23 protein-coding genes and 1 riboswitch are annotated in these 22,071 nt (G+C 35.2%); of the genes, 10 read left to right on the top strand and 13 right to left on the bottom strand.

What is annotated here, in order from left to right; all coding sequences use genetic code 11:
- Window positions 1-123: 123 nt before the first annotated feature.
- Window positions 124-1,170 (top strand): NAD(P)/FAD-dependent oxidoreductase, encoded by a 1,047-nt coding sequence (locus AC3WSO_RS09720; RefSeq protein WP_492530414.1) that lies wholly within the window; start codon window positions 124-126, stop codon window positions 1,168-1,170.
- Window positions 1,171-1,261: 91 nt separating this feature from the next.
- Here the strand turns inward: AC3WSO_RS09720 and AC3WSO_RS09715 are convergent, their stop codons facing one another.
- Window positions 1,262-1,504: a hypothetical protein gene (locus tag AC3WSO_RS09715; protein ID WP_492530413.1), complete on the bottom strand. Its 243-nt coding sequence runs from the start codon at window positions 1,502-1,504 to the stop codon at window positions 1,262-1,264.
- A gap of 113 nt (window positions 1,505-1,617) precedes the next feature.
- On the opposite strand from AC3WSO_RS09715, the gene AC3WSO_RS09710 reads away from it, so the two are divergent.
- Window positions 1,618-2,409, top strand: coding sequence for a class I SAM-dependent methyltransferase (locus tag AC3WSO_RS09710; protein ID WP_492530412.1), 792 nt, complete (start codon window positions 1,618-1,620; stop codon window positions 2,407-2,409).
- Between the two features lie 155 nt (window positions 2,410-2,564).
- Here AC3WSO_RS09710 and AC3WSO_RS09705 read toward each other — a convergent pair whose 3' ends face one another.
- A complete protein-coding gene (locus AC3WSO_RS09705; protein WP_492530411.1) occupies window positions 2,565-3,155 on the bottom strand; it encodes a TetR/AcrR family transcriptional regulator in 591 nt (196 codons plus the stop codon).
- A 16-nt stretch (window positions 3,156-3,171) separates the two neighbouring features.
- Complete coding sequence (locus tag AC3WSO_RS09700; RefSeq protein WP_492530410.1) at window positions 3,172-3,885, bottom strand: MBL fold metallo-hydrolase; 714 nt, start codon at window positions 3,883-3,885, stop codon at window positions 3,172-3,174.
- Between the two features lie 326 nt (window positions 3,886-4,211).
- Here AC3WSO_RS09700 and AC3WSO_RS09695 point away from each other — a divergent pair, with 326 nt between their 5' ends.
- The 3 genes from AC3WSO_RS09695 to AC3WSO_RS09685 all read left to right on the top strand — a co-directional run bounded on the left by AC3WSO_RS09695 (window position 4,212) and on the right by AC3WSO_RS09685 (window position 7,073).
- A complete protein-coding gene (locus AC3WSO_RS09695) occupies window positions 4,212-5,342 on the top strand; it encodes a DUF418 domain-containing protein (protein WP_492530409.1) in 1,131 nt (376 codons plus the stop codon).
- Between the two features lie 151 nt (window positions 5,343-5,493).
- Entirely contained in the window at window positions 5,494-6,471 is a 978-nt protein-coding gene (locus AC3WSO_RS09690) for a histidine kinase (RefSeq protein WP_492530408.1), read from the top strand.
- Window positions 6,468-7,073: a response regulator transcription factor gene (locus AC3WSO_RS09685; RefSeq protein ID WP_492530407.1), complete on the top strand. Its 606-nt coding sequence runs from the start codon at window positions 6,468-6,470 to the stop codon at window positions 7,071-7,073. Before AC3WSO_RS09690 ends, AC3WSO_RS09685 begins: the two co-directional genes overlap by 4 nt.
- An 86-nt stretch (window positions 7,074-7,159) precedes the next feature.
- Here AC3WSO_RS09685 and AC3WSO_RS09680 read toward each other — a convergent pair whose 3' ends face one another.
- The 8 genes from AC3WSO_RS09680 to AC3WSO_RS09645 all read right to left on the bottom strand — a co-directional run bounded on the left by AC3WSO_RS09680 (window position 7,160) and on the right by AC3WSO_RS09645 (window position 14,604).
- Window positions 7,160-8,245 carry a hypothetical protein gene (locus tag AC3WSO_RS09680; protein WP_492530406.1) on the bottom strand — a complete coding sequence of 362 codons (1,086 nt, stop codon included), beginning with the start codon at window positions 8,243-8,245 and terminating at the stop codon, window positions 7,160-7,162.
- Window positions 8,246-8,430: 185 nt separating this feature from the next.
- A complete protein-coding gene (locus tag AC3WSO_RS09675) occupies window positions 8,431-9,144 on the bottom strand; it encodes an ankyrin repeat domain-containing protein (RefSeq protein ID WP_492530405.1) in 714 nt (237 codons plus the stop codon).
- Between the two features lie 140 nt (window positions 9,145-9,284).
- The gene (locus tag AC3WSO_RS09670; protein WP_492530404.1) at window positions 9,285-9,971 is read right to left on the bottom strand and encodes a response regulator transcription factor; all 687 of its coding nucleotides are present in this window, start codon (window positions 9,969-9,971) and stop codon (window positions 9,285-9,287) included.
- The gene (locus AC3WSO_RS09665; protein ID WP_492530403.1) at window positions 9,949-11,427 is read right to left on the bottom strand and encodes a sensor histidine kinase; all 1,479 of its coding nucleotides are present in this window, start codon (window positions 11,425-11,427) and stop codon (window positions 9,949-9,951) included. Before AC3WSO_RS09665 ends, AC3WSO_RS09670 begins: the two co-directional genes overlap by 23 nt.
- Window positions 11,428-11,590: 163 nt before the next feature.
- A complete protein-coding gene (locus tag AC3WSO_RS09660) occupies window positions 11,591-12,955 on the bottom strand; it encodes a PepSY-associated TM helix domain-containing protein (protein WP_492530402.1) in 1,365 nt (454 codons plus the stop codon).
- A 641-nt stretch (window positions 12,956-13,596) separates the two neighbouring features.
- A complete protein-coding gene (locus AC3WSO_RS09655; protein WP_492530401.1) occupies window positions 13,597-13,779 on the bottom strand; it encodes a hypothetical protein in 183 nt (60 codons plus the stop codon).
- 61 nt (window positions 13,780-13,840) lie between these two features.
- Window positions 13,841-13,963 carry a hypothetical protein gene (locus tag AC3WSO_RS09650; RefSeq protein ID WP_492530400.1) on the bottom strand — a complete coding sequence of 41 codons (123 nt, stop codon included), beginning with the start codon at window positions 13,961-13,963 and terminating at the stop codon, window positions 13,841-13,843.
- Between the two features lie 30 nt (window positions 13,964-13,993).
- Window positions 13,994-14,183: riboswitch (cobalamin riboswitch) on the bottom strand.
- Window positions 14,184-14,454: 271 nt separating this feature from the next.
- Entirely contained in the window at window positions 14,455-14,604 is a 150-nt protein-coding gene (locus AC3WSO_RS09645; protein WP_492530399.1) for a hypothetical protein, read from the bottom strand.
- Window positions 14,605-14,831: 227 nt separating this feature from the next.
- Between AC3WSO_RS09645 and AC3WSO_RS09640 the strand changes: the two genes are divergently transcribed.
- The 4 genes from AC3WSO_RS09640 (at window position 14,832) to AC3WSO_RS09625 (ending at window position 17,697) form a co-directional block, all read left to right on the top strand.
- Window positions 14,832-15,308 carry a TetR/AcrR family transcriptional regulator gene (locus AC3WSO_RS09640; protein ID WP_492530398.1) on the top strand — a complete coding sequence of 159 codons (477 nt, stop codon included), beginning with the start codon at window positions 14,832-14,834 and terminating at the stop codon, window positions 15,306-15,308.
- 112 nt (window positions 15,309-15,420) lie between these two features.
- Window positions 15,421-15,813 carry a DUF5367 domain-containing protein gene (locus tag AC3WSO_RS09635; RefSeq protein WP_492530397.1) on the top strand — a complete coding sequence of 131 codons (393 nt, stop codon included), beginning with the start codon at window positions 15,421-15,423 and terminating at the stop codon, window positions 15,811-15,813.
- A 67-nt stretch (window positions 15,814-15,880) separates the two neighbouring features.
- Window positions 15,881-16,243: a VOC family protein gene (locus AC3WSO_RS09630; protein WP_492530396.1), complete on the top strand. Its 363-nt coding sequence runs from the start codon at window positions 15,881-15,883 to the stop codon at window positions 16,241-16,243.
- Between the two features lie 530 nt (window positions 16,244-16,773).
- A complete protein-coding gene (locus AC3WSO_RS09625; protein ID WP_492530395.1) occupies window positions 16,774-17,697 on the top strand; it encodes a C40 family peptidase in 924 nt (307 codons plus the stop codon).
- 59 nt (window positions 17,698-17,756) lie between these two features.
- On the opposite strand, the gene AC3WSO_RS09620 is transcribed toward AC3WSO_RS09625, so the two are convergent.
- Window positions 17,757-19,142 carry a UDP-N-acetylmuramoyl-tripeptide--D-alanyl-D-alanine ligase gene (locus AC3WSO_RS09620; protein WP_492530394.1) on the bottom strand — a complete coding sequence of 462 codons (1,386 nt, stop codon included), beginning with the start codon at window positions 19,140-19,142 and terminating at the stop codon, window positions 17,757-17,759.
- Between the two features lie 140 nt (window positions 19,143-19,282).
- Entirely contained in the window at window positions 19,283-20,677 is a 1,395-nt protein-coding gene (locus AC3WSO_RS09615; RefSeq protein ID WP_492530393.1) for a UDP-N-acetylmuramoyl-tripeptide--D-alanyl-D-alanine ligase, read from the bottom strand.
- A gap of 150 nt (window positions 20,678-20,827) precedes the next feature.
- Between AC3WSO_RS09615 and AC3WSO_RS09610 the strand changes: the two genes are divergently transcribed.
- Window positions 20,828-22,033: an ATP-grasp domain-containing protein gene (locus AC3WSO_RS09610; RefSeq protein WP_492534297.1), complete on the top strand. Its 1,206-nt coding sequence runs from the start codon at window positions 20,828-20,830 to the stop codon at window positions 22,031-22,033.
- Window positions 22,034-22,071 lie beyond the last annotated feature (38 nt).

Raw genomic sequence — 22,071 nt, 5'->3', positions numbered from 1 at the left:
TTCTTTCCATGCTATGATAGCGATTAGCCGACAATGATAATCATTATCACTAGAATTAGTCTAGTTTTCTTATGTAGTTTTGTCAAATACTTTTTTATTATTTTTTAGGATGTGGTGATATAAATGCAACATTTATACGATGTAACAATAATTGGTGGTGGTCCTGCAGGCCTATACAGTGCCTTTTATAGTGGTTTACGAGGATTGAAAACGAAATTAATTGAGAGTCAACAACAACTTGGTGGTAAAGTTTTACTTTATCCTGAAAAGCTAATTTGGGATATTGGTGGTCATCCCCCTGTATTAGGAGAACAATTTGTGAAACAGTTAATTGCACAGGCAAAAACGTTTCATCCAACCATTTTAAAAGGTACAAAAATTGACTTTATCGAGCGCCAAGATGATATTTTTGTTCTTCATACTGCGCAAGGAGATAAACATTATTCTAAAACCGTTCTTTTAGCCGTTGGTGGTGGTATTATTAATCCTCAAAAGCTTTCACTAGAAGGTGCAGAAAAATATGAAATGACAAATTTACACTATACCGTGCAGTCATATCAACGTTTTGTGGACAAGGAGATCATTATTTCGGGAGGCGGAAATGCTGCGATCGACTGGGCAGTTGAACTAAGTCCTATCGCCAAAAACGTAACTGTTGTTTATCGTAAAGATAAGTTATCCGCTCATGAGGCAACAATTCAAGAGGCTTTAGATGCTGGCGTAAAGATTGAATGTAATACGACTATTACAAAATTAACTGCTGATGCCGACAAAACAGCCATCCAATTAGTGACATGTGAAAATACACAAACAAAACAAAGCTATACGCGTCAAATCGATGAAGTCATCGTTAGTCATGGCTATAACCGTGTAGCATCATTAGAATTGGAGCAGGCAATTACCATTCCTAAAAAAGATGATTACTATTTTGAAGGGAAAGCAACGGGAGAAACAGCACAGCCTGGAATTTTTGCAGCAGGTGATATATTAGCGTTTGAAGGAAAAATCAACCTCCTTCTAGGGACTTTCCAGGATGCAGCCAATGCCGTGAACTCTATCAAAACGTACTTAGAGCCTACTGCCTATCGTCAAGGGGTCGTGTCATCACATAATGAAGTATTTAAAGAGAAAAATCGCTCTATTATCGAAAAACAACTTTCAACAAAATAAGCATTAAATGAAATAATCAATAACCCCTCTTAAGAATTTACTCTCTTAAGAGGGGTTTTAATAAGTTTAACTAAAAAAATCATTTTACATTCTATCTTAAGAAATTAATAAAAGCTCCCATTTGTCTTAACATATTAACTCCATATGTTATTGTTCCCGCGTGGCCCATAATTGTATTTAAATGATGTGGTAATCTTCCAAATCTAGAATTTTGGGGTTGCTGGTAAGGATTAAAAAAGGGTTGCCCTTGTCTACCTTGCATAGGAGGGCCAAAACCTTGTCTATAGCTTGGTGGAAATGGTTGCATTCTAGAATTAGGCGGATAAAATGGCATCAATACACCCCCTATCATATATCTTTTAACTAGTATACGTATGTATTTTTTTATTGTTTAGACTATCGGAGAAGTTGCTCAAAAATAATATACATATTGAAGTCCATTAATTCGTGAAGTTTCTTTATAACAACTTTGGCTCTTGCTGGAACCATACTTTTTTAAATTTCATATTATACAAAAATACGAATAAAGAAGGGATTCCGATTCAAAATTCGAAATATCTAGAATTTCTGTCCAAATTTGGTGTTGGCGGTGCGCATCCTGGTGGTCTTAATTTAACAAAGGAACTATTCAAGGCCGAGAACATTGGTAAAAATCCTTATATTTTAGATGTAGGCTGTGGTACAGGCCAAACCGCTGCCTATTTGGCAGAGACGTATGAAGCAAAGGTAACAGGCATCGATATTAATTCTGTCATGGTCGCAAAAGCTAAAAAGAGAATGAAAAAAAATCGCTTACCCGTAAAAATAATGCAATGCTCAATAGAACAAGTACCTTTACCTGATCATACATTTGATTTTATTATTTCTGAATCTGTGCTTTCTTTTGTCGATAAACCGAATGCACTTAAAGAAATCTTTCGTTTATTAAAGAACGGCGGTCGGTTTATTGCTATTGAATTTACTATTCATCAACCGCTTGAAGAGAAAATTGAAAAAGAAATTAAAGAGTTTTATGGTTTTGATTCGTGTTCAACGAAAAAGGATTGGGTAGATTTATTTAACCAGGCTGGTTTTAAACATATTCGTATACAAAAAAACAAATCGATTTTCTCAATACCTGAGCTTAATCACTCAGAGGATATTGAACCTGAACTTTATGAAGTAATGGATAAACATTTTGAAATGATTTTAAAGTATGAAGGGCTATTAGATTATAGAATTTATTCATGTACTAAATAATAGTATGTCATGTTCTTCAAAAAGAAAGCATTAATCGCAATTGCTATTTATATGAAAAGAGTAGGAAACTCGTATTCAAAGACAAGTCTCCTACTCCAATATTAATCACTTTGTATTATCGACTGAAATCAATCCTCCGTGTCTTCTTCCCTTAGTCAGCCATTTCCATGATCTTTATGAATCGTAGCTGCATGAATGCCCTCAATAAAGGTATTGATTAGGATTGAAAAGCTTTTATTGATATCTAGTGGCATCCCGAATCCCCCCATCTGTTCGATTGAAGAGAATCCATGTAGAAAACTTCGTAATCCTCTGACCATATGAATCGCAGTTTCTTCTTGCAAATGATAGGCATCTAGCACTTGAAGTACTAGTTGTACAACAGACTCTTGGGCTTGCTGTAATTCTTGATCATTTGCATCCGGAAAGTGAGTACTAGCATCATATAACCCCGGATGTTCTCTAACAAGTTGAAGATATGCTTGACTAATTGCACGAATGGCGTCATCACCCGAACGTCCTACTGCTGCTTGTAGCATATATTCATGTAGTTTTTTTACGCCTTGAATGGCTAATTTCTGTTTCAATTCATTTAAGCCATCAAGATGGTTATATAAGGACGGTGGCCGTACTTCCAATTTTTCAGCTAATAGTCCAATTGAGAGTTGGTCCAATCCTTGCTCATCAACTATCTCTGTGGCCTTTTGTAAAATAATAGAGAAATCTAACTTCATACGACGGGACATTTTTCTCACTTCCTATTTAGATGATAAAAAATCTTTTTTCTGCTTCAGCAATGGCTATGTTCAAACGTTCCTGCGGTTGCTTTAACATCTTCCCATGCCCTACTGCAAGTAAACTTGGATTCAGATTGCTTAATTTTTTTGCACTTTTTAGAGCTGTCTCTTTATCCCATGTAGCAAGAGCAGGAAACGGAAACAACGGATTCATCATTCCAGGTACTATTAACTTTCCTCTAGTTACAAGGGCATCACCCGCTATTAAACTTCTATTACGTGTGTCGAATAGAGAAATGGAACCGGGTGTATGCCCTGGAGTTGCAATCACTTCTAATGAACCAACATGATCACCTTCTTCAAGTAATACATCCGGTTTAGTTTTAATATTTTTTGGAAGGCCTCCCCGAATAGGGGTGTTTTTTTCATTTGGTAGCAAGGAACTATTTCCTCCCAATAGAAGCGCATCTCTAGAAGAAATGTACACTTTACTATATGGTAATAATTCTTTTAACGTATCTAGCGCTCCAATATGATCATTATGTGCGTGGGTAAGAATTATTCTCGTAATCGGTTTTCCAATATTTTCAGCAGCTTTTATTATACTTTTTGCACTATATGGTAATGCTGCATCGATCAGTGTAAGCTCGTTTTCTTCTTCTACGAAATAACAATTAACAGGAAAAATCCTCGGCATAAAGGACAATTGATACACTGTGCCACTATTTTCAACTTTCATTTTACTTCAAATCCCCTCTGTAAACTAATCGTATTTCAATTTTAACTAATCAAATTAGTTTTCGCAATATTTATTTTATAAATAAAATTCTTATTTTCTTACACTAATTACGGATGTGAAAACTATAGCCACATAAATCCCATTCATTATGAAAACAATAAACTAGTTGATTTAATAGTGTCCCTCCTTCCGAGATGGCCTTCCTTTACTTTTGATACACCTTAAAATGACACCTGTCATAAAGAACCTTTGACTGGTGTGAATATGTTTTTTCCTGTTGTTTTCTTATCATTATTGTAAGAAAACAAAGAAAGAGTGATTTCATAATGAAAGTTCAACAAAGATTACCCTTAATCGATATGTTACGAGGTTTTGCTGTATTAGGGACACTGGGCACAAATATTTGGATTTTTGCTTATCTTGGAGATATTTCGTATATCACGACGAGCAATTATTCTGGTTGGTGGTCATTGAACGATTTTTTACGAATGGTGGTTCTGTTTTTCGTAAACGGTAAACTCCTTGGTTTATTAACAATCATGTTTGGTGTTGGTCTGGAATTAAAATATCAGCAAGCTTTACGAAAAGGAAATGCTTGGCCAGGAATGTATATTTGGACAATAGTCTTTTTATTTATGGAGGGGCTTATCCACTTCACCTTAGTCATGGAATACGATATTTTAATGAGCTATGCTGTAACAGCTATCATTGTTGCCTTTATTGTTAAATTTGGTGATAAAGCGATTAAACGCGCATTATTCGTTTTTGGTAGTTTCCACGCAGTAATGATTTTGCTAATTTTAGCCGGTGCATTGCTTGGTGCCAACACTTCCCTTGCTGGCGTCGATCCAGTTGTTAGTCTATATGAAAATGGTACTTGGTTTGAACAAATACAATATCGTTTAACAAATTTTCTTTATTATAGAACGGAAGCTATTTTTATTATCCCGATGAATATCTTTTTATTTTTACTTGGTGTGAAGTTGATGAGAAATGGTGTATTTTTGCAAAATGACAAAGGACGCCAGGCGCGTCAAAAGCTATTTAAAATTGGTATTTTTATTGGAGTACCTTTAAATCTTCTAATCTTTATTCCTGGAGGAGCATTTGATTTACCTGTTCGATATTTATTCGCACCAATCCTATCTATTGGTTATATTGGAATATTAGGTAAAATGGTAGAATATAAGAAGCTTGATTGGTTATGGAAGAGATTTGGCGAAATTGGGAAAATGTCATTAAGTTGCTACGTGCTTCAAAATACTATGGCATCTATTATTTTCTACGGCTGGGGCTTAGGTTTAGGTGGGAAATTGAATAGCATTGAAGTTATTTGTATTTGGTTAACCCTTTCCCTCCTCCAACTTTTCATTGCACATATTTGTATCAAGCATTTTCATGTTGGACCTATGGAATGGATAAGGAAACATGCCATTCAAAGTGTCACGCAGAAATAATCGACAAGGGTTGGTGTGAAATATAAAGATTTATCCAACAGATCAGGCAAAACATTATTTAATTATTGATGTAGTTTCGTTAATTTTTTTATTCACCGTAGTATTAGGATCGAATTCTTCATTACCATTATTGGCTAAAATAATAATCCTTATGTTATTTTTAGTAGCTTTCTATATTGCTTTATGGAATCAAGATTGGCGTTTACTTATTGCTTCCTTAGTAGGCTTTACTCTTATTATCATACTAGGTATTTATGAAGGATCCGCCATGTTATTTTCTGGATTTATATTTGCTGATTTAATTGGGCGAGCTAAAAAGAAATGGCATATTGCTTTAGGAATGATTGCCATTGCCTTTATGTTTTTGACCGTTATTTGGTTTGAGTCAGGAGCATCTTTCAAATTAGAATCCCAAGTATTAATACCCGTTATGATTATTCAGCTACTATTTCCAATGCTAATTTACTACGTAGAAAAGTCTAAAAAATTACAATCAGAATTAACAGAGGTAAATACGCAGCTCGTTCAACAAGAAGAAAGACAGCGTATTGCAAGGGACCTTCACGATACGATCGGTCATACATTGACAATGATTAAAATTAAAACCGAATTAACTACAAAATTAGTCGATAAGGATACGATGCGTGTGAAAGATGAGTTAAATGATATTTTAGCAACAACACGAACTGCGCTAAAGCAAGTAAGAGAATTAGTATCCGATTTGAATTTTATTTCGTTAGAAAGTGAGCTTATTCTTTGTAAACAGCATTTACAAACTGCGGATATTTCCATAAATATCAATAATAACTGTCCAAAGCTTCTCCTAGCGAGTGTAGAAGAAACGATGCTGTCCTTATGTTTGCGGGAAGCGACTACAAATATTATTAAACATAGTCAAGCAAAAAAATGCCAAATCGATATCAATACTATAAATGGAATTTTAAATATAACTATTGTTGATGATGGTGTCGGCTTACATATCCAAGGGCATGGGAATGGACTTTCATCGATGAAAGAAAGAATGAATGCCCTTCTAGGAACTGCTTCCATAGAGAATTTACCGACAGATGGAACAATTGTGACGTTAACACTGCCTATCCAACACTACAGATTGGAGCAAACTACATGATACGAGTATTACTAGCAGAGGATCAACAAATGTTACGTGGCGCCTTGACTTCCTTGTTGTCGTTTGAGCCTGATATAAAAGTGATCGCAGAAGTTTCAGATGGTCAAAAAGCGTGGGAATTTATTCAACATGAGCTACCTGATGTTTGTGTTTTGGACATCGAAATGCCGAATCTTTCTGGGCTTGACCTTGCTGAAAAAATTAAACAGGCAAATTTACCGTGCAAGGTGATGATTGTTACTACCTTCGCACGCCCTGGCTATTTACAAAAAGCGATGGATTGTGGGGTACATGGATATTTATTAAAAGATGAACCTATAGACTATTTAATCGAAACAATAAGAAAAGTCATGAATGGCGAAAAGGTCGTCAGCAGAGATTTAGCCGCTACGTTATTTATGAAAGAACAGAACCCACTAAATGAACGTGAAATTGCTGTTCTGCAGCTTGTAAAGGAAGGGCTCACAACAAATGAGATTAGTAAAAAACTATTTTTAACGAAAGGTACTATTCGAAACTATTTATCCACCTCTATTCAAAAACTTCAAGTCGAGTCTAGACAACAAGCTGCTCAAGTCGCCAGTGATAAAGGGTGGCTTTAGAAAAGAATCTCGTCACCAGTCGTGACGAGATTTTTTAACATGTTAGAAACCTCAGATATAAATTTTCGTATCTACTAAAAGATTCTTTAGTTCGCTTTTAAGACTATATTTGTCGCTGTAGCCCAGTTGTTTAATGGGACAACTGTATAATTGACATTAGCTTTGAATGTACCACCGTTCGCAATATCAAAAATGCCTACTGCACCTTTACGTGATGAGTATCGATATTGCGCTTGAAGTGAACTTCCATCATTTCCTCGTAATTCTACACTTCTACCTGCAAACAAATCAGATTGAGGATCATTTGTTAACTGTAATTCAAATGATTTATTATCAACAGCTTTGGCAGACTGAAGAGTAAATGGAACCATTTCTTTTGCTAATAAGCTTTTTTCATCAATTTCAGCCCATTCAGAGTTAATACGATATGTGACACCAGGCTTCAGTTTTTTTCCTTCAGGTAGTCTAAACTGAGGAGCTTGTTTGCCATCTGCAGCTTGTGTAAATGGTACATAATTTGCTACAAACTCTTCCCCTTCGCTTGATTTCACAGTAACATAGCGATCACGCAAGGAAGATATAATATCGAAGCGTGTACCATTAGCATCTCGATTATGACGATCTAAGCTAAAAGCTAGATTTCCACGACCTGCACGATAAGCTTCAATAATATTTGCATAATCAACAACGCCATCCTCTTGGAAAGACTCCAATATAAATGTATCGTTTGTCACTTGCGCTACATTACGAACAAATACTTTCTCATCAGTTCCCTCAAACATTTTTTTGCGCTGTTCTTTATAGCTCAACGTATAGATATAGTCATCTTTCTGGAATGTTACAGGTACAATATATATACTCTTTGAACCAGTCATTAATCGTGGAACATTGACAATCTCTAAGTCACCATTAAATATGAAATGTTTTTTAATAGCTTCTAAATTATTCAGATCTACATCCTCTGCTACTAACGGTTTGTTAAACGTAATTTGCAGCGTCATTGTGTTTAATGACTTAATGTTTGTAATCTTTGCTACTTGTTCATTTTTGGCGCTTGCTACTGATTGAGTCCCTGCCGCTTCTACACTTAAAGGCTCGTTAAATGTTACAATACCAGCTGATAATACCGAAAGTGCTAATGCTGCTGGGACAATACGTTTTCTTAATTTCATCTTTAAATCTCTCCTTTACTTGTGCAAGTTGTTTACAAGATTTATCATAAGATCCATCTCTAAACTGCCAATAAATAAACTATTAAAAAACAATTAAAAAATAAAAAAATTAATTTAATAATACAAAAGAAACCATAAAAAAACTGTAGATCAACTCAGCATCAAGTTCATCTACAGTTTAGTTTTTATACCGCCCCTGCTGCGTTGAGAATCTTTTCAATCTCCTTGAATCCTCGTTTTTTAGCATGTTGTAACGGGGTCACATTATTATCATCTGCTATATTAACATCTGCACCATGTTCGATTAACAATTGAATCGTTTTTTGCTGTGTTGGATTACCGTCATTTAAAATGATCGCCTCCATGAGTGCAGTCCATCCTAAATGATTGACATGATTAACGTCAATTTTTGTATTGGTCAATAATTCTTTTATAACCTCAATATGCCCGTGCTCTGCAGCAGGGATTAATGCCGTTCCCCCATATCTATTCGTAATCTTAGAGTCTGCACCAGCTTGAATAGTCATCTTTAAAATATCAAGGTATCCTTCTGCACCTGCATAAAGGAAAGGTGTGTTCAGCATTTTATCCTGAATGTTCACATCAGCTCCTGCGTCTATTAATAGTTTTGCCGCCTCGACATTATTCTTATACGTAGCAATCATCAATGCTGTCCGATTGTTTGAGTCCTTTGCATTGATATCGACTTTTTTATTCAAAATACTTTGGAGTTCGGTGTTGTCACCTTTTTCTACTGCTTTAAACAATTCACTAGTTGATTCCTTTTTCAAAATTTCACTACCCCCTTTGCTATTATACAAAGCCCCCTTTTCATTTGAGGTACAGCCTTGAAGGATAAATAATAACGCCATCATAACCACCTTCATGTTTGTCACCATTAAACACCTCTTCTAACGACATTTTTTAATACCTCCCATAGTTTAAGTGTTAATGCTAAATTATCCATTAATGATTTCTTAAAAAAGTCTAAAAATTTTCAAGAAAAAATAACTCTTCACCTAACAACGAGATATTTTCGTTAGACATTTAACCGGTACCCGGCTCCCCAAACGGTTTCCAAAAATTTAGGCTGTGCAGGGTCCCGTTCAATTTTTTCACGCAGTTTTCTAATATGAACAGTCACTGTCGAAACATCTGCTGCTGACTCATAGCCCCAATTTCTTTCATAGAGTTGCTCCTTGCTTAGCACTTGATTGGGATGTCTGAAAAAAAAGACAAGCAGATCAAATTCCTTTGTCGTAAAGGCAATATCTTCCCCATTGACAAGTACCTTTCTTGCAGAAGTATCGATGCTAATCCCATGAATAGAAATGATATTATTCGTTTGTTGATTACTAGCTAAACGTTCATATCTCGATAAATGTGCCTTCACTCTTGCAACAAGCTCACTTGGACTAAATGGCTTCGTAATATAGTCATCCGCACCTAGTCCAAGTCCTCGTATTTTGTCTATGTCCTCTTTTTTTGCTGAGACAAACAGTATCGGAATATTGTGAACTGCACGAATCTGTTTGCAAATCTCAAACCCATTCATTCCCGGAAGCATAATATCTAAAATAATTAAATCATATTGTCCCTGAATAGCCTCTTTGAGTCCGGCTTCACCATTATGTTCCATAACAACTGAAAAACTATTAATCTCTAAATAATCTCTTTGGAGCTCAGCAATGCTCACTTCATCTTCAATTAGTAATATTTTTTTCACTGTTTCTCACCTTTTCCTCAGCCTTTTTCAATGAAAAGAAAATGCTTGTTCCCTTGGTTATTTCACTAGTTCCCCAAATGTCTCCATCCATTTCAAGGACAATTTGTTTAGCAATGGCCAATCCTAAACCACTGCCACCAGTTTGAGAATTTCTTGATGGCTCAGCCCGATAAAAACGATCAAAAATTAAAGGTAATGCATTCGGATCAATACCTATTCCATTATCCATTACTTGAATGATCACTTCATCTGGTTTTTCTAATAGTGAAATAGTAATTTGCTTTTTTTGCTTATCCATATATTTTTCACTATTGCTCAATAAATTCGCCAAAACGCGACGTAATTTATCGCGATCAGCCTTAACGTAAAGTGGTTTATTAAACGGAGTATATTGTAAATGGATCTCTCTAGAAACTAAGTCGAAACTTGCTTCTTCTACGTAATCCTTTATATATTGATGAAGATCTATTGTTTCAACATTAAATGGTAGTTTCTTCAAATCCAGCTTTGAAAATAAAAAAAGTTCATCAATTAATAAATCCATATCCTTCGCTTTCGTATAGATGGTAGTTAAATATTTATCCATTTTTTCTTCTGTATTCGCCACACCATCTTTTATCCCCTCTACATAGCCAATAATAGATGTAATTGGTGTTTTTAAATCGTGTGAAATATTTGATAAAAGTTCTTTGCGGTTTTCTTCATATTGTAACTGCAATTGTACGGAATCCTTTAATTTGATTCTCATTTCCTCGAAGGAGCGATTTAATTGACCAATTTCATCATTCGAATGGACATTAATTGCAAAGTTTAAATCTCCAGATTTAATACGTTTAGCTCCCTCTTTTAGAGTTGATATCGGTTTGATAATACTTCTAGATACTAAATAATTTAATAATCCAATAATCATCATAAAAAATAAAAATAAAATACCTAAAAGTATTGGCAGCAGCTCTCTAATTAATTCCGCATGGGAGCTAACTTGTTTTAAGACAAAAATACTTCCCTCCGTGTCATCAGGAAAATAAAAATCGAACTTTACATACGTATAAAATGAATTCTCAATCATAATCGTGTCGCGTGTATTAATATTCGTTGCTTCAAAGCCTGGAAGACTATTCAGTAACATCTGTTTATAATTAGAATGCGAAGTATAAATAAGCTGATGATCTTTTCTTACTACAATTCCAATTGAAGAATCGCCAATTTTCTGAAGCTGTTCAATATCCAATAACTGCTGGGGATTATTTTTGGCAATTAACTTTAAATCCAGAAATGCGTTCTCCTCAACTGCTGTTAAAGGCTTTTGCACATAGGATTTTTTGTAAAAATGCTCAATGGCCTTTACATCACCTGTAATTGCAAATGAAAATAAAAACCCTGCAGCTATTAATAGTGTGATAGCTATTATGATTACACCTACATAAGATAGCAAAAACCTTGTTTTAATGGACATGCTCTTCCTCCCCTAAGTTAAACTAAAAAAACTTTACCATACAAATCTTAAAACTTTATAAAATGACCGTAAAAAAATAAAAAACTCTATTTAAAGGAACTTAAAGTAAAAAAGCGACACTGCTATCCTCTCATCTGAAGGAGTATGCAGTATCGCTATAATTTTAATTTACATCATTTTTTGCTAATTTATTTTTAGACACCAAATTTATAATTAATTCTACAAGGACGACAGCAATTAAAGAAAGTCCAAATAGTGGCATCAATATTCCTAAAATGATCATGAAAATGATAAAAGGAATAGATACCTTTTGAGAGATTTTAGGTGGTGCCGATAGTATACCTTGTTTCTTTCGTAGTAGCCATGTTCTGAATCCCCAAGCAATAACTACTAAAAATGCTATACATACTAGTAAATTGATTAATTTATTTGGCCAACCAAACAAATGACCTTCATGTAAAGGAATACCCCATGTGAACCATTTTGCAAGAATGCCATAGTCCTCATAGCCAACCTTGTCTATAAATTTCCCGCTATATTGATCAAAATACATTGTCGTTTCATCATCTGGGCTAACATCAAGACCTGTGACACCTGTGTTACTAGATTTAGCAACTGTATAGACACCGTCTTCGCTAGTAGGATAAATAATAGCGTATGGTTTCGAGATATTCATTGCATCAATTTCTTGTTGTAGCTTTTCCACACTTAGTTGGTTAGGGTTTGCAACAAAGCCTGTATTTCCTCCCCCGTGATGGGCTGCATGTGCCGAGTCTGAGGTTGGAGGAGTTTCTTGACGAGTAGCCCAAGGAATCTCACTTACATCAGATGTAGGTGGCTGCTGTTGCAATAATGGCGTGCCGAAAGAAGGGTAATCTTGTGAAGCTTGGTAAATATATTTCCCCATAAACGCAGACCATGGTAAACCTGTGAAAATAATAACTAGCATTGGAATCGTAATAATTGTCCCAACAAGGGCATGGAATTTTCTACTCTTTTGACGTTTGTTTGTCTGCTTTGTTTTCTTTAGTAATTTTCCTTTAAACGTCATGTAAATGCCTGAAAGCATTAAAAAGATAGCCCAGCACGCTGCTAATTCAACTAAATAATTGACAAACGTTCCCCCAATAAATAAGGAACTATGGATATTTCTAATTATATTTGCAAATGTGTAGCCAGCATCTTGACCACCAATAATTTGGTTATGATCATCTAAAAACACATATTTTTCTTTGCCATCTGCATTTTTCATTGATAAACGTGTATTGTATGGCTCTTCTAACTCAATAATTTTATTTGTTTTGTAGCCAGCATATGATTCTTCTGCAAGTTTAACAGCATCATCAATAGATTGTACCTCTATTTTTCCACTTTCACCAAAAAAGTATTTATCATATAACTGATTTTCAACATTGGTATAAAATAAAAAACCGATACCACTTAATGTTAGCGAAATAAGCAGTGGCGTAATAAATAATGCGGCATAAAAATGCGTTCGCCAAAAGCTCTGATAAAATGTGTTTTTCATGTTGTATTCTCCAATCTATTTAATCGATCTCGCCTTGGCGTAATTGTAGCTGACGCTTCGCTTTCGCTACAGAAAACATTTGTAGCTGACGCTTTGCTTTCGCGCAGATAAACAAGGCGTCCGGATTTTGAATTGTGCATAGGCCTGCAGATGTTTTTTGTGCGAAAGCGCAGTGCTAACATAGCGTCAGCAAAAGGTCTTGGTTATGTCTGTGCGAAAGCGAAACGTCAGCAACAACACGAGGGTCGACACGATGTCGGTCATTTCGGTAATGCCACAGGACGTGGTGTTTTTACCGATGCAGGTCAGTTAGCCGTTTTCGCAGGATGCGAAGGTTCAGGCAAACATCCTTATATTCTTCCCTTGCAAAATCCGTGACATCCGCCGGAGGAGCACAAAATTATTATATAGATAAAAAGTGAAATATGGATGAAGTACTAGGGATTATTTTATGACAATTATATGTATTCCTATTAATATAATTAGTTTATAAGAAATAAAAAGTAGCCAAACGCAGTCATTTCAGGTTTGGCTACTCAACTTTTCTATAAGATCATCTAAGCTAATAACGGTATTACTATCAATAACACCTCGTGCAAGTAAAAGGATAACTTCAGGGGATATATTAACGTAGTTTCATTTTATCCCATTAATTCTTTCATTACATTCCTATATGCTATTAAAATATCACTTTTATGAACAGCATCCTGCCCTACATACTGTTCAACGAGCTCCCCTAATGTGTGAGAAGTACTTGTATACTGCTTTTCCATGATTTCAAACTTTAACAGACTTTCATAATACTCGATAACTTGTGGATTCATGTGTAACACTCCTTCATTTTTAGCATAAAAAAACATCTTTCCCTCTACAGAAAGATGTCTACTATGACAAATACACGACATAATACGGTGATTGCCACGGCGAAAAAGAATTTCTATTAGTAATAGAAGCTACCTTCTCAGCAATCATCGTACTATGAGCATGCAGGAGAAGTTCTCTAGTCACACTCAACACCCCCTATCCTCGTAGGTTTTTTGGTTGTACTAGATAAAGGCAGGTCTCCTGGCTTATGTTCATCACACCTTTCACCTTCCCATTACAAGTCGTAACAGTGGTCTTTTGAAACGTGCTCCCATTTACAGTTGCGGGACAGCGTCGGATTTGCACCGATCTTCCCTTTTAAACAAATCAAAATATGATTTGTACCTCTATCTTATTATTCCGTTTTTATTATTATACCATAGTGGTTTGTGTACATTGTCACCTTTATATCAGTGTTTATCGGAAACAATGGGCATGCCTACACTATGCTCATCTAAATTGAACTTACCCAACACCCTCCGACATTCATGGCACTATACTAAGCAATAAGGGCGCATTCTCACTCACAAGATAGCTTACGACGTTTTCACAACTCTACAGAGGTATCGGATACTTGCATAACCTCAAAATAAAAACGAGATAAACACATCGTTCACCTCGCTCCTTTACTACTCTTATTGATCTGTTTGTTTTTGCTTCTTTTTCAAATACTCCGCACGTATTTTTTCAAGTTGCTGCTTTTTATCAAATTGGGCAGGCTTGTGTTTTTCATGATACTTTTGCACAGCTACCTTACCTTTGGTATCCAATTGATATTTCCCCACTTTGTTCACCTACTTTTCTTGTCTTTAAAGAGAAACTATTCAACTTTGTACCTCTATCTTATTATTCCGTTTTTATTATTATACCATAGCGTCTTGTGTTAATAAGTCCTTCTATCTTTTATCCAATGTGTATCCACCCTCGTTAAAACACACTTGGAAATTAAGGGATATTTTGTTATTTTATAGTTAGTTATCCAACTAACTAATAACTAAAGAGGTGAAAACCAATGGCAAAACCTACTGGTATCGAAAAGTCTGATTTATTAACGGCTGCCAAGCAAAGTTTAGTGGAAAAAGGGATTGAAAAATTCACATTAAAGGCTGTTGCTGAGCAAGCCGGGGTGACACAAGGAACTATTTATTATCATTTCAAATCAAAAGACCAAATAATTCTAGAAATTGTTCAAAACATTTGTGAAAACTCTTGGAATGAGATTTTGACGATTGATCAACATATGATTCAATCTGCACTTCTCTCTGCAAAAAGTCGATATGAAAATGATGTCTTTTATCATAAATTATTTTTCACCTTAATCGTCTTTGGCTCTACTAACCCAGCTATTAGGCAGCAAATGGGACAAATTTTAGCGACTGAAAATGAACATTTATGTAACGTTTTAATAAATTATGGGGTACATCTCCAATTGATGGTGTCACAACGGAAACGTGGAGCATTTTTCTCAATGCCCTTATTGATGGTTTAGCTATACAAGTGATGATGCGGGACGATTTCAATGTAGATGCATTCTATCAACAGTTAGAAAAAATCCTAGAGACACTGTATCGTCTAGGGAAATAATTGAAGGAGGAACCACAATGCCATTCTTTTTATGTTGGGGGTTTGCAATTTGGCTTGTAGCAAGTGCTGTATTCCGATTAATGGGGAATTACTTTTTTATCCTTGAAAAACCTTTATTCATGATAGCCGCTTTCATTATAGCTATTCCACTCATTTTGATAGCGACTATACCTATTTATTCTTTGAAAAAGATAAAGGGTACTGATCGATTACTGGCTGCTATTTGTATCGTATTACCTGGAATGCTCATCGATGCAGTCGTATTATTAGTTTTCGATAATATTTTTCCGAATTTATCAGCCGATGTAGATCGTTATTTCGCCTCATGGCTTCTATGGGCCTATTCCCTAATACTTATTACAGGTGCTACAAAGGCTTCATTCGTGAGGAAGAATACTATTCATTCATAAAATAAAAGGATTTTACATTATCATCCCAGAACTTAGTATTGATAGGAATTAAAGGAGGAGAACAAAAATGATTATAGGCTTACATCATGTTCAAATAACAATTCCAAATGGTGAGGAAGAAAAAGCAAAACATTTTTACTGTCAAGTATTAGGACTAAAAGAACTTGAAAAGCCTGATTCGCTTAAAGGACGAGGTGGATTTTGGTTACAAGTCGGCAATAAAGAGGTACATGTAGGGACAGAAGATGGCTTTGATAGATTAACGACTAAGGCTCATATCGCCTATCAAGTTGAAAGTATAGGAGAGTGGAAAAAGACATTAATCGAACATCATATAGAAATATTCGACTCAGTTCCTATTCCTCATTTTGAACGATTTGAATTTAGAGATCCATTCGGTAATAGAGTAGAGATGATTCAGGAAATTTAATAGCAACAGTTGAATAGGAGTAATTTCTATTCAACTGGCCTGTTTTCAAAAATATGATAGTGAATATCACATGACAGTCGTTTTAACAAATGTCATCTAACTTTTGAATTTTATCGGATACCTTTTTCGTTTTATTACCCAAATGTTTTATTTTATCGATTAACTTTCGCGTTTTATCCCCCAACTTCTGAATTTTATCGACATCTGCCTTCCAAAAAGCAAAAAATGATTTACCTGATTATCGCTAAATATTTCATGCTGAGTGTATCGTCGTTCCCCCCTCTGTCATGGTTTTTACTGCCCCTTTGACCTTTCGATTCTAACAATTACTTCACCCAACTGAAACATTTGTAATATAACTGTAAATTAAGGCGATGAAGCCATTTGTATCAGGTGGTTACAGCGAATTCCCATTCACCGTGGTAACAATTACCTCAAAGAAGCCTTACTTTTTCATGCTACGATTAATTCCAGAGAAAAGCCAAAACAGGATTAAACTTAACAAATGGCTTCAGGAGGAACTTAACATCATGAATAAACGATTTTTAAAAACAACATTAGCTTTGACAATAGGTTTTAGTACATTGGGAATAGTGCAACCAACTGTTCATCCAGTAGAAGTAGAGGCTGCAACAACTAATAACTCTCAGGCTGTTGCTACGAAAGCAGAGCAACTAATTCAAACTGGTAAAAGCTTAATTGGTAAGGCGACATATAGTAATTCAGAATATAAGCCTACGTATCCATATAAATTTTCTTGTGCTTCTTTTATCATGTACATTTTCGAGAAAAATGGTGTCGATATTGGCACTTACAATGAAGATTATATGATGCAGCAAGGGTCTTACGTGGCGAAAAGTCAATTACAAAAAGGCGATTTACTTTTCTTTAAGAGTAAAAAAACAGGAACAGATCCTGATCATGTAGGAATGTATATTGGCAACAATAAAATGATTCACATGGCTGATTCTAAGCAAAATATCGTTATTTCGGATTTAAATAGTAAACCATATTATACAGATAATTATGTAACTGCTCGCAGAGTATTACCTACACTACTTTCAGCTAATCCTGCAACGAAAGGCGATAAAATTGTTGAAAACGCCTTTAATTATAAAAATAAAGTAACGATCAGCTCTACAAATAATGAAGCAAGTCTTCGCTTTACAGCGCCAGGATTTGTAGACTTTGTTTATCGCAAGAGTGGCGTTAAACTTGGTACAACCAATTTAAAGGATTTGATGAATGCTGGCACAACAGTTTCACGTGCTAATTTAAAAAAGGGTGATTTAGTGTTCTTTAATAGTGTTGTAGGCTCTAAAACCCCTTCACTAGTAGCTATCTATGCAGGTGATCACCGTATTATCATTCCAAGTTCTAGTGGTATCACTACAAGAGTACTAATGGTTGATTATTACAAAGAGCATTATATTACAGCAAAACGTGTTTTTTAAGACCACTCTAAATTGTATGTAGAAAAAAGAAGCATTCCTTAAGGAAGCTTCTTTTTCTTTTATCCATTTTTTAACTGATTGGCAAATTCAATCATAGATTTGCTAGACATTGGTCCTTTAATAAGTACGATGGTTTCACTATCGAGCTTAGTCTTTAGTATATCTAACACTCCTGAAACATCTTTAAACATATGAACGTCTGCCTTCGTACCTTCCTTCAACGCTTGTTTCGCGATATTTTCTGCTCTTTTGCCAATAGTAATAAGCGTATCAATATTTCTTTTCGCGACCATTGTGCCAATCTCTCGATGATATTTTTCTTCGAAGTTACCTAATCTCTTAATGTCACCTAAAATAAGAATTACTTTTTTCCCTTCTCCTACCGTATCTAACACCTTTAGTGCCGCTTCAACAGAAGTTGGGTTATTTGTCCAAGTATCATCTACGATTGTACTTTCACCAATCCCTGTTGAAAACTCTAAGTGTCTTGCCATCGCTTTAAACGTTTTTAAATGCGAAATGGCGATTTCAATGGAAAGTCCCATTTCCTTTACAGCAGCTATAGACGCTAACGCATTATATACTTGGTGTTCACCGTATCCTGGAACAGACACTTCATATTGGTTATTTGACACTTTTAGTACAAATTGCATGCCGCTCTCTGTGAATTGTATATTCGTAGCTTGATAATCTGATTTTTCGTGAACGCCAAAAGTAATCAACTTCCCTTTAAATTTGCGAAAGGGGATCTTTTTAGTGTTTTCATCATCACTATTAATGATTAGTGTGCCATCTTTTTTTATTCCTTCTAAAATTTCTGCCTTTGCTTTTATATACCCATCAAGATTTATACATCCGTCTAAATGATGGACACCTATATTCGTAATAATACCAATCGTAGGCTGATAGATCATACACTGGTGTTTAATATTTCCGATATTGCCCAAACCTAATTCAAATATAGCTGCTTTTGTCTTCTGATTGATTCCAGTCAAGTATGGCAGGGATTGCCGAGGCTCATTTTTACTACTTACAGATGCTTGAACATCCCATTCCTTACTAGTTATGTGTTTAATCATTTCTTTCGTAGTAGTTTTCCCACATGTTCCGGTTAAAGCAACGACTGGTATTTCGAATAGGTTTCTGTAATATTCAATGAATTTCCAATAGGCCTGCACAATGCTCCTGACGCGTATAACAGTTGTATTCTTCAGCGTATTTTTCAATTCTTCTGATGATTTATCCGAAATGACTAGAGATGGCCCCTTTCGATCTATCTCTTGCCAGTTGATGGTATCCCTTTTACTAACAAACATAAGTGTATGATTATGTGTAAGCTCATGTCGATTGTAATAAATTGCATGTTTAACAGACCAGTGTTCAGAACCGCTTAATAATTCTCCTTGCAATAGTTTTCTTATCTCATGCACACTGATATGTTGCAAGTTAACTTCCCCTCCTTTCTATAAAGTATATTTCTGAGTAAATGAGCGATATATAAGTAGCCTTTTACCTTTTTTGCAATCAGCTAAAGATATGCTCAATCTAGAAAATGATGAAAAATAACATTTTATTTTGGTGAAATCTATTCGCAATCAGATGATTTCTTTATTTTTAGATCATCTGCCAACTTAGAAATTTCTTTACTATACATATCTCCTTTAACGAAAATAATCGTATTTTCATCTACAATATCATCTAGCAATTTATAGGCCAGCGTACTATTTTTATAAATATACACAGGTGAACTCAGTCCTGCCTCAATGGCATGAACAGCCATAATGCTTGCATGTTCCCCTATCGTAATGAGTACATCGACCCCAATTTTACTAATTAATTCTCCCGCTTGCTCATGAATGATATATCCCCAAGACCCTAAATCTGTAATCGTCCCAATAATGGCAATCTTTTTCTTCCCTTCTCCGAGCGCATTCAAAACCTTTAACCCTGCCTCCAAAGAAGTAGTTGTAATATTCCATGTATCATCTATTAATATGGAATTATTAATGCCTTTAAACACTTGAAGCTGCTTATTCAATTTTTGATATGATTGCAGTTGTTCAGCTGCTAAAGAAATCGGCAGACCCATTTCATAAATAGCTGCTATCGCAGCAAGCGCATTATATACTTGGTGCTCGCCAAAACCTGTTACAAAGATTTCATAGAGCTTATTCTTGTGATGAACGTTGAACAGCATACCATTTTTGTGGTAACGAATATTACTTGCTCGAAAATCACAGGATGCATGCTTGCCTATTTTAATGATGCGACCGTGAAACTTCGATACATCTATTTTACTTGTGTTGATATCCTCAGCATTAATGATTAATGCGCCTGTAGGACTAATAATATCCAGCATTTCAGCCTTTGCTTGGATATACCCCTCCAACGTTTTACAATAATTTAAATGATGTGCTCCTATATTCGTAATAATCCCAATAGTCGGCTTGAAATACTTCCCTGCATTTCTGACATCCCCTGGTGAACCAACAGCAGTTTCAAAGACGGCCGCTTCGGTATGATCATCAATACCCAGTAAATATTGCAAAGAAGCCGTTCTAGAATTACTGCTAAGTGTCGTGGCTACTACATTTTTATTGGCAGAAAGTATATGTTTAATCATTTCCTTCGTTGTCGATTTACCAGATGTACCAGTAATGGCTACAATCGGAAGTTTAAATTGATTTCGATAAAAGTTTACAAATTTCCAATAGGCCTCGTCTGTATTTGTTACTTTAATAATAATTATTTCCTCAGGTATATCATTTTGACTATATAGTCTATCTGTTACAAGCACTAGAGGATAAAACTGCTCAAATTTTTTCCAGTTTACAATAGGCTTACTCGTAAAAAGGACGGTATTGTTTTTTTTCACTTGCTTCAGTCGATAAGCACCATGGTGAATCAACACTTCCTCCGACCCTTGCACTAAATGACCTGTAGTAATCACTGTTAAATTTCGCACCGTAAGAGGCTTCATATTAATCTCCCCTCCTTTCCTTTCTAGTATATGGAACTTCTTAAAAGTTGCTTGGATGTAGACAAGATACATAACTAGAGGAAATCTATTTGTTCGCATATATATATAGGTGATTAAGTAATCTAAGTACCAATAGAAGGAGTGATATACCTGAAAACGATTATATTTATCGGCACAAATAAATCCGGGTCAAGTCGTGAAGCGACAAGAGCAGCAGAAAAATTGGGTTACTTTACTGTACTTTTTACAAACACCGAAAAGCAATTACAGCAAAGAAAAGCCTACCCAGATATTCATAAAATGATTCTTATTGATACTTCGAACATAGAAGCCATGAAAGATGAAATTTATACCTTAATTAAAACCGGGTTAGATATAAAATCAATTGTTAGTTTTGTCGATCCCTTTGTCCATATAGCCTCCATTTTATGTGATGAGTTTTGTGTCAACTATACATCTTCAGCAGCTATTGAAATGATGGAGGATAAAGAAAAAACTAGAATTTTTTTAGAGAACCATTCCTATTCTCCAAAGTTTTTTCTTCTCAAACCCAATGAGTCCGTCACTAATGACTTAGAATTTCCATTAATTATAAAATCTCCGAAATCTACAGGTTCCAAAGATGTTTTGTTAGCAAACAACTCGAGCGAACTGAAGAAACACCTGAGCTATCTACGAAACAAAAATCCACGTGAAACAATTATGATTGAAGAATATATCGAAGGCCCGCAATATTTAGTAGAAGCACTTGTCTATAAACAGCATGCTCATGTAATCGGTATTATTGAACAAGAAATTACTCAAGGTAAACGTTTTATTATTACTGGTTATGGCGTGCTTGTTAAAGTTCCTAAAGAAATTCAATCTGGTCTTGAGGAAGTTCTTCAATCTATTGTTAAAGAGTTAAACATCGAAAATGGTGCGCTTCATTTAGAGCTTCGTTTAACAAAGAATGGCTGGAAGCTTATTGAGATTAATCCACGAATCTCAGGGGGAGCAATGAATACTATGCTTCACGCCGCTTTTGGATTTAATTTAGTGGAAGAAACACTTAAATTATTTTTAGGTGAACGCCCCAATATCAGGCCAAAGCATAAAAAGTTCGTCTATACAAAATACGTCATTGTTGAAAGTAAAGGTATTTTAGAAAAAGTGATTGGAAAAAATAAAGCAACGAATTCACCGGGAGTCGTGGATGTATATGTGAAGCCGAAAAGGGGAACATTACTGAGCCCTCCTTTATCGATGGGACATCGTTATGCCTATGTAATTGCGGAAGGTGCGACATTAGCTGAAGCAAAAGATAAAGCAATAAATGCCGCGAAAGAAATAAAATTCATTCTAAAAGTGTCATAGATTTAAGGTATATTTTGAAACTGAACTCATCGATTAGC

It is taken from the genome of Lysinibacillus sp. EB106-09-02-XG168 (genome assembly GCF_058791475.1).
This window is presented reverse-complemented; position numbering and strand designations above follow the sequence as displayed.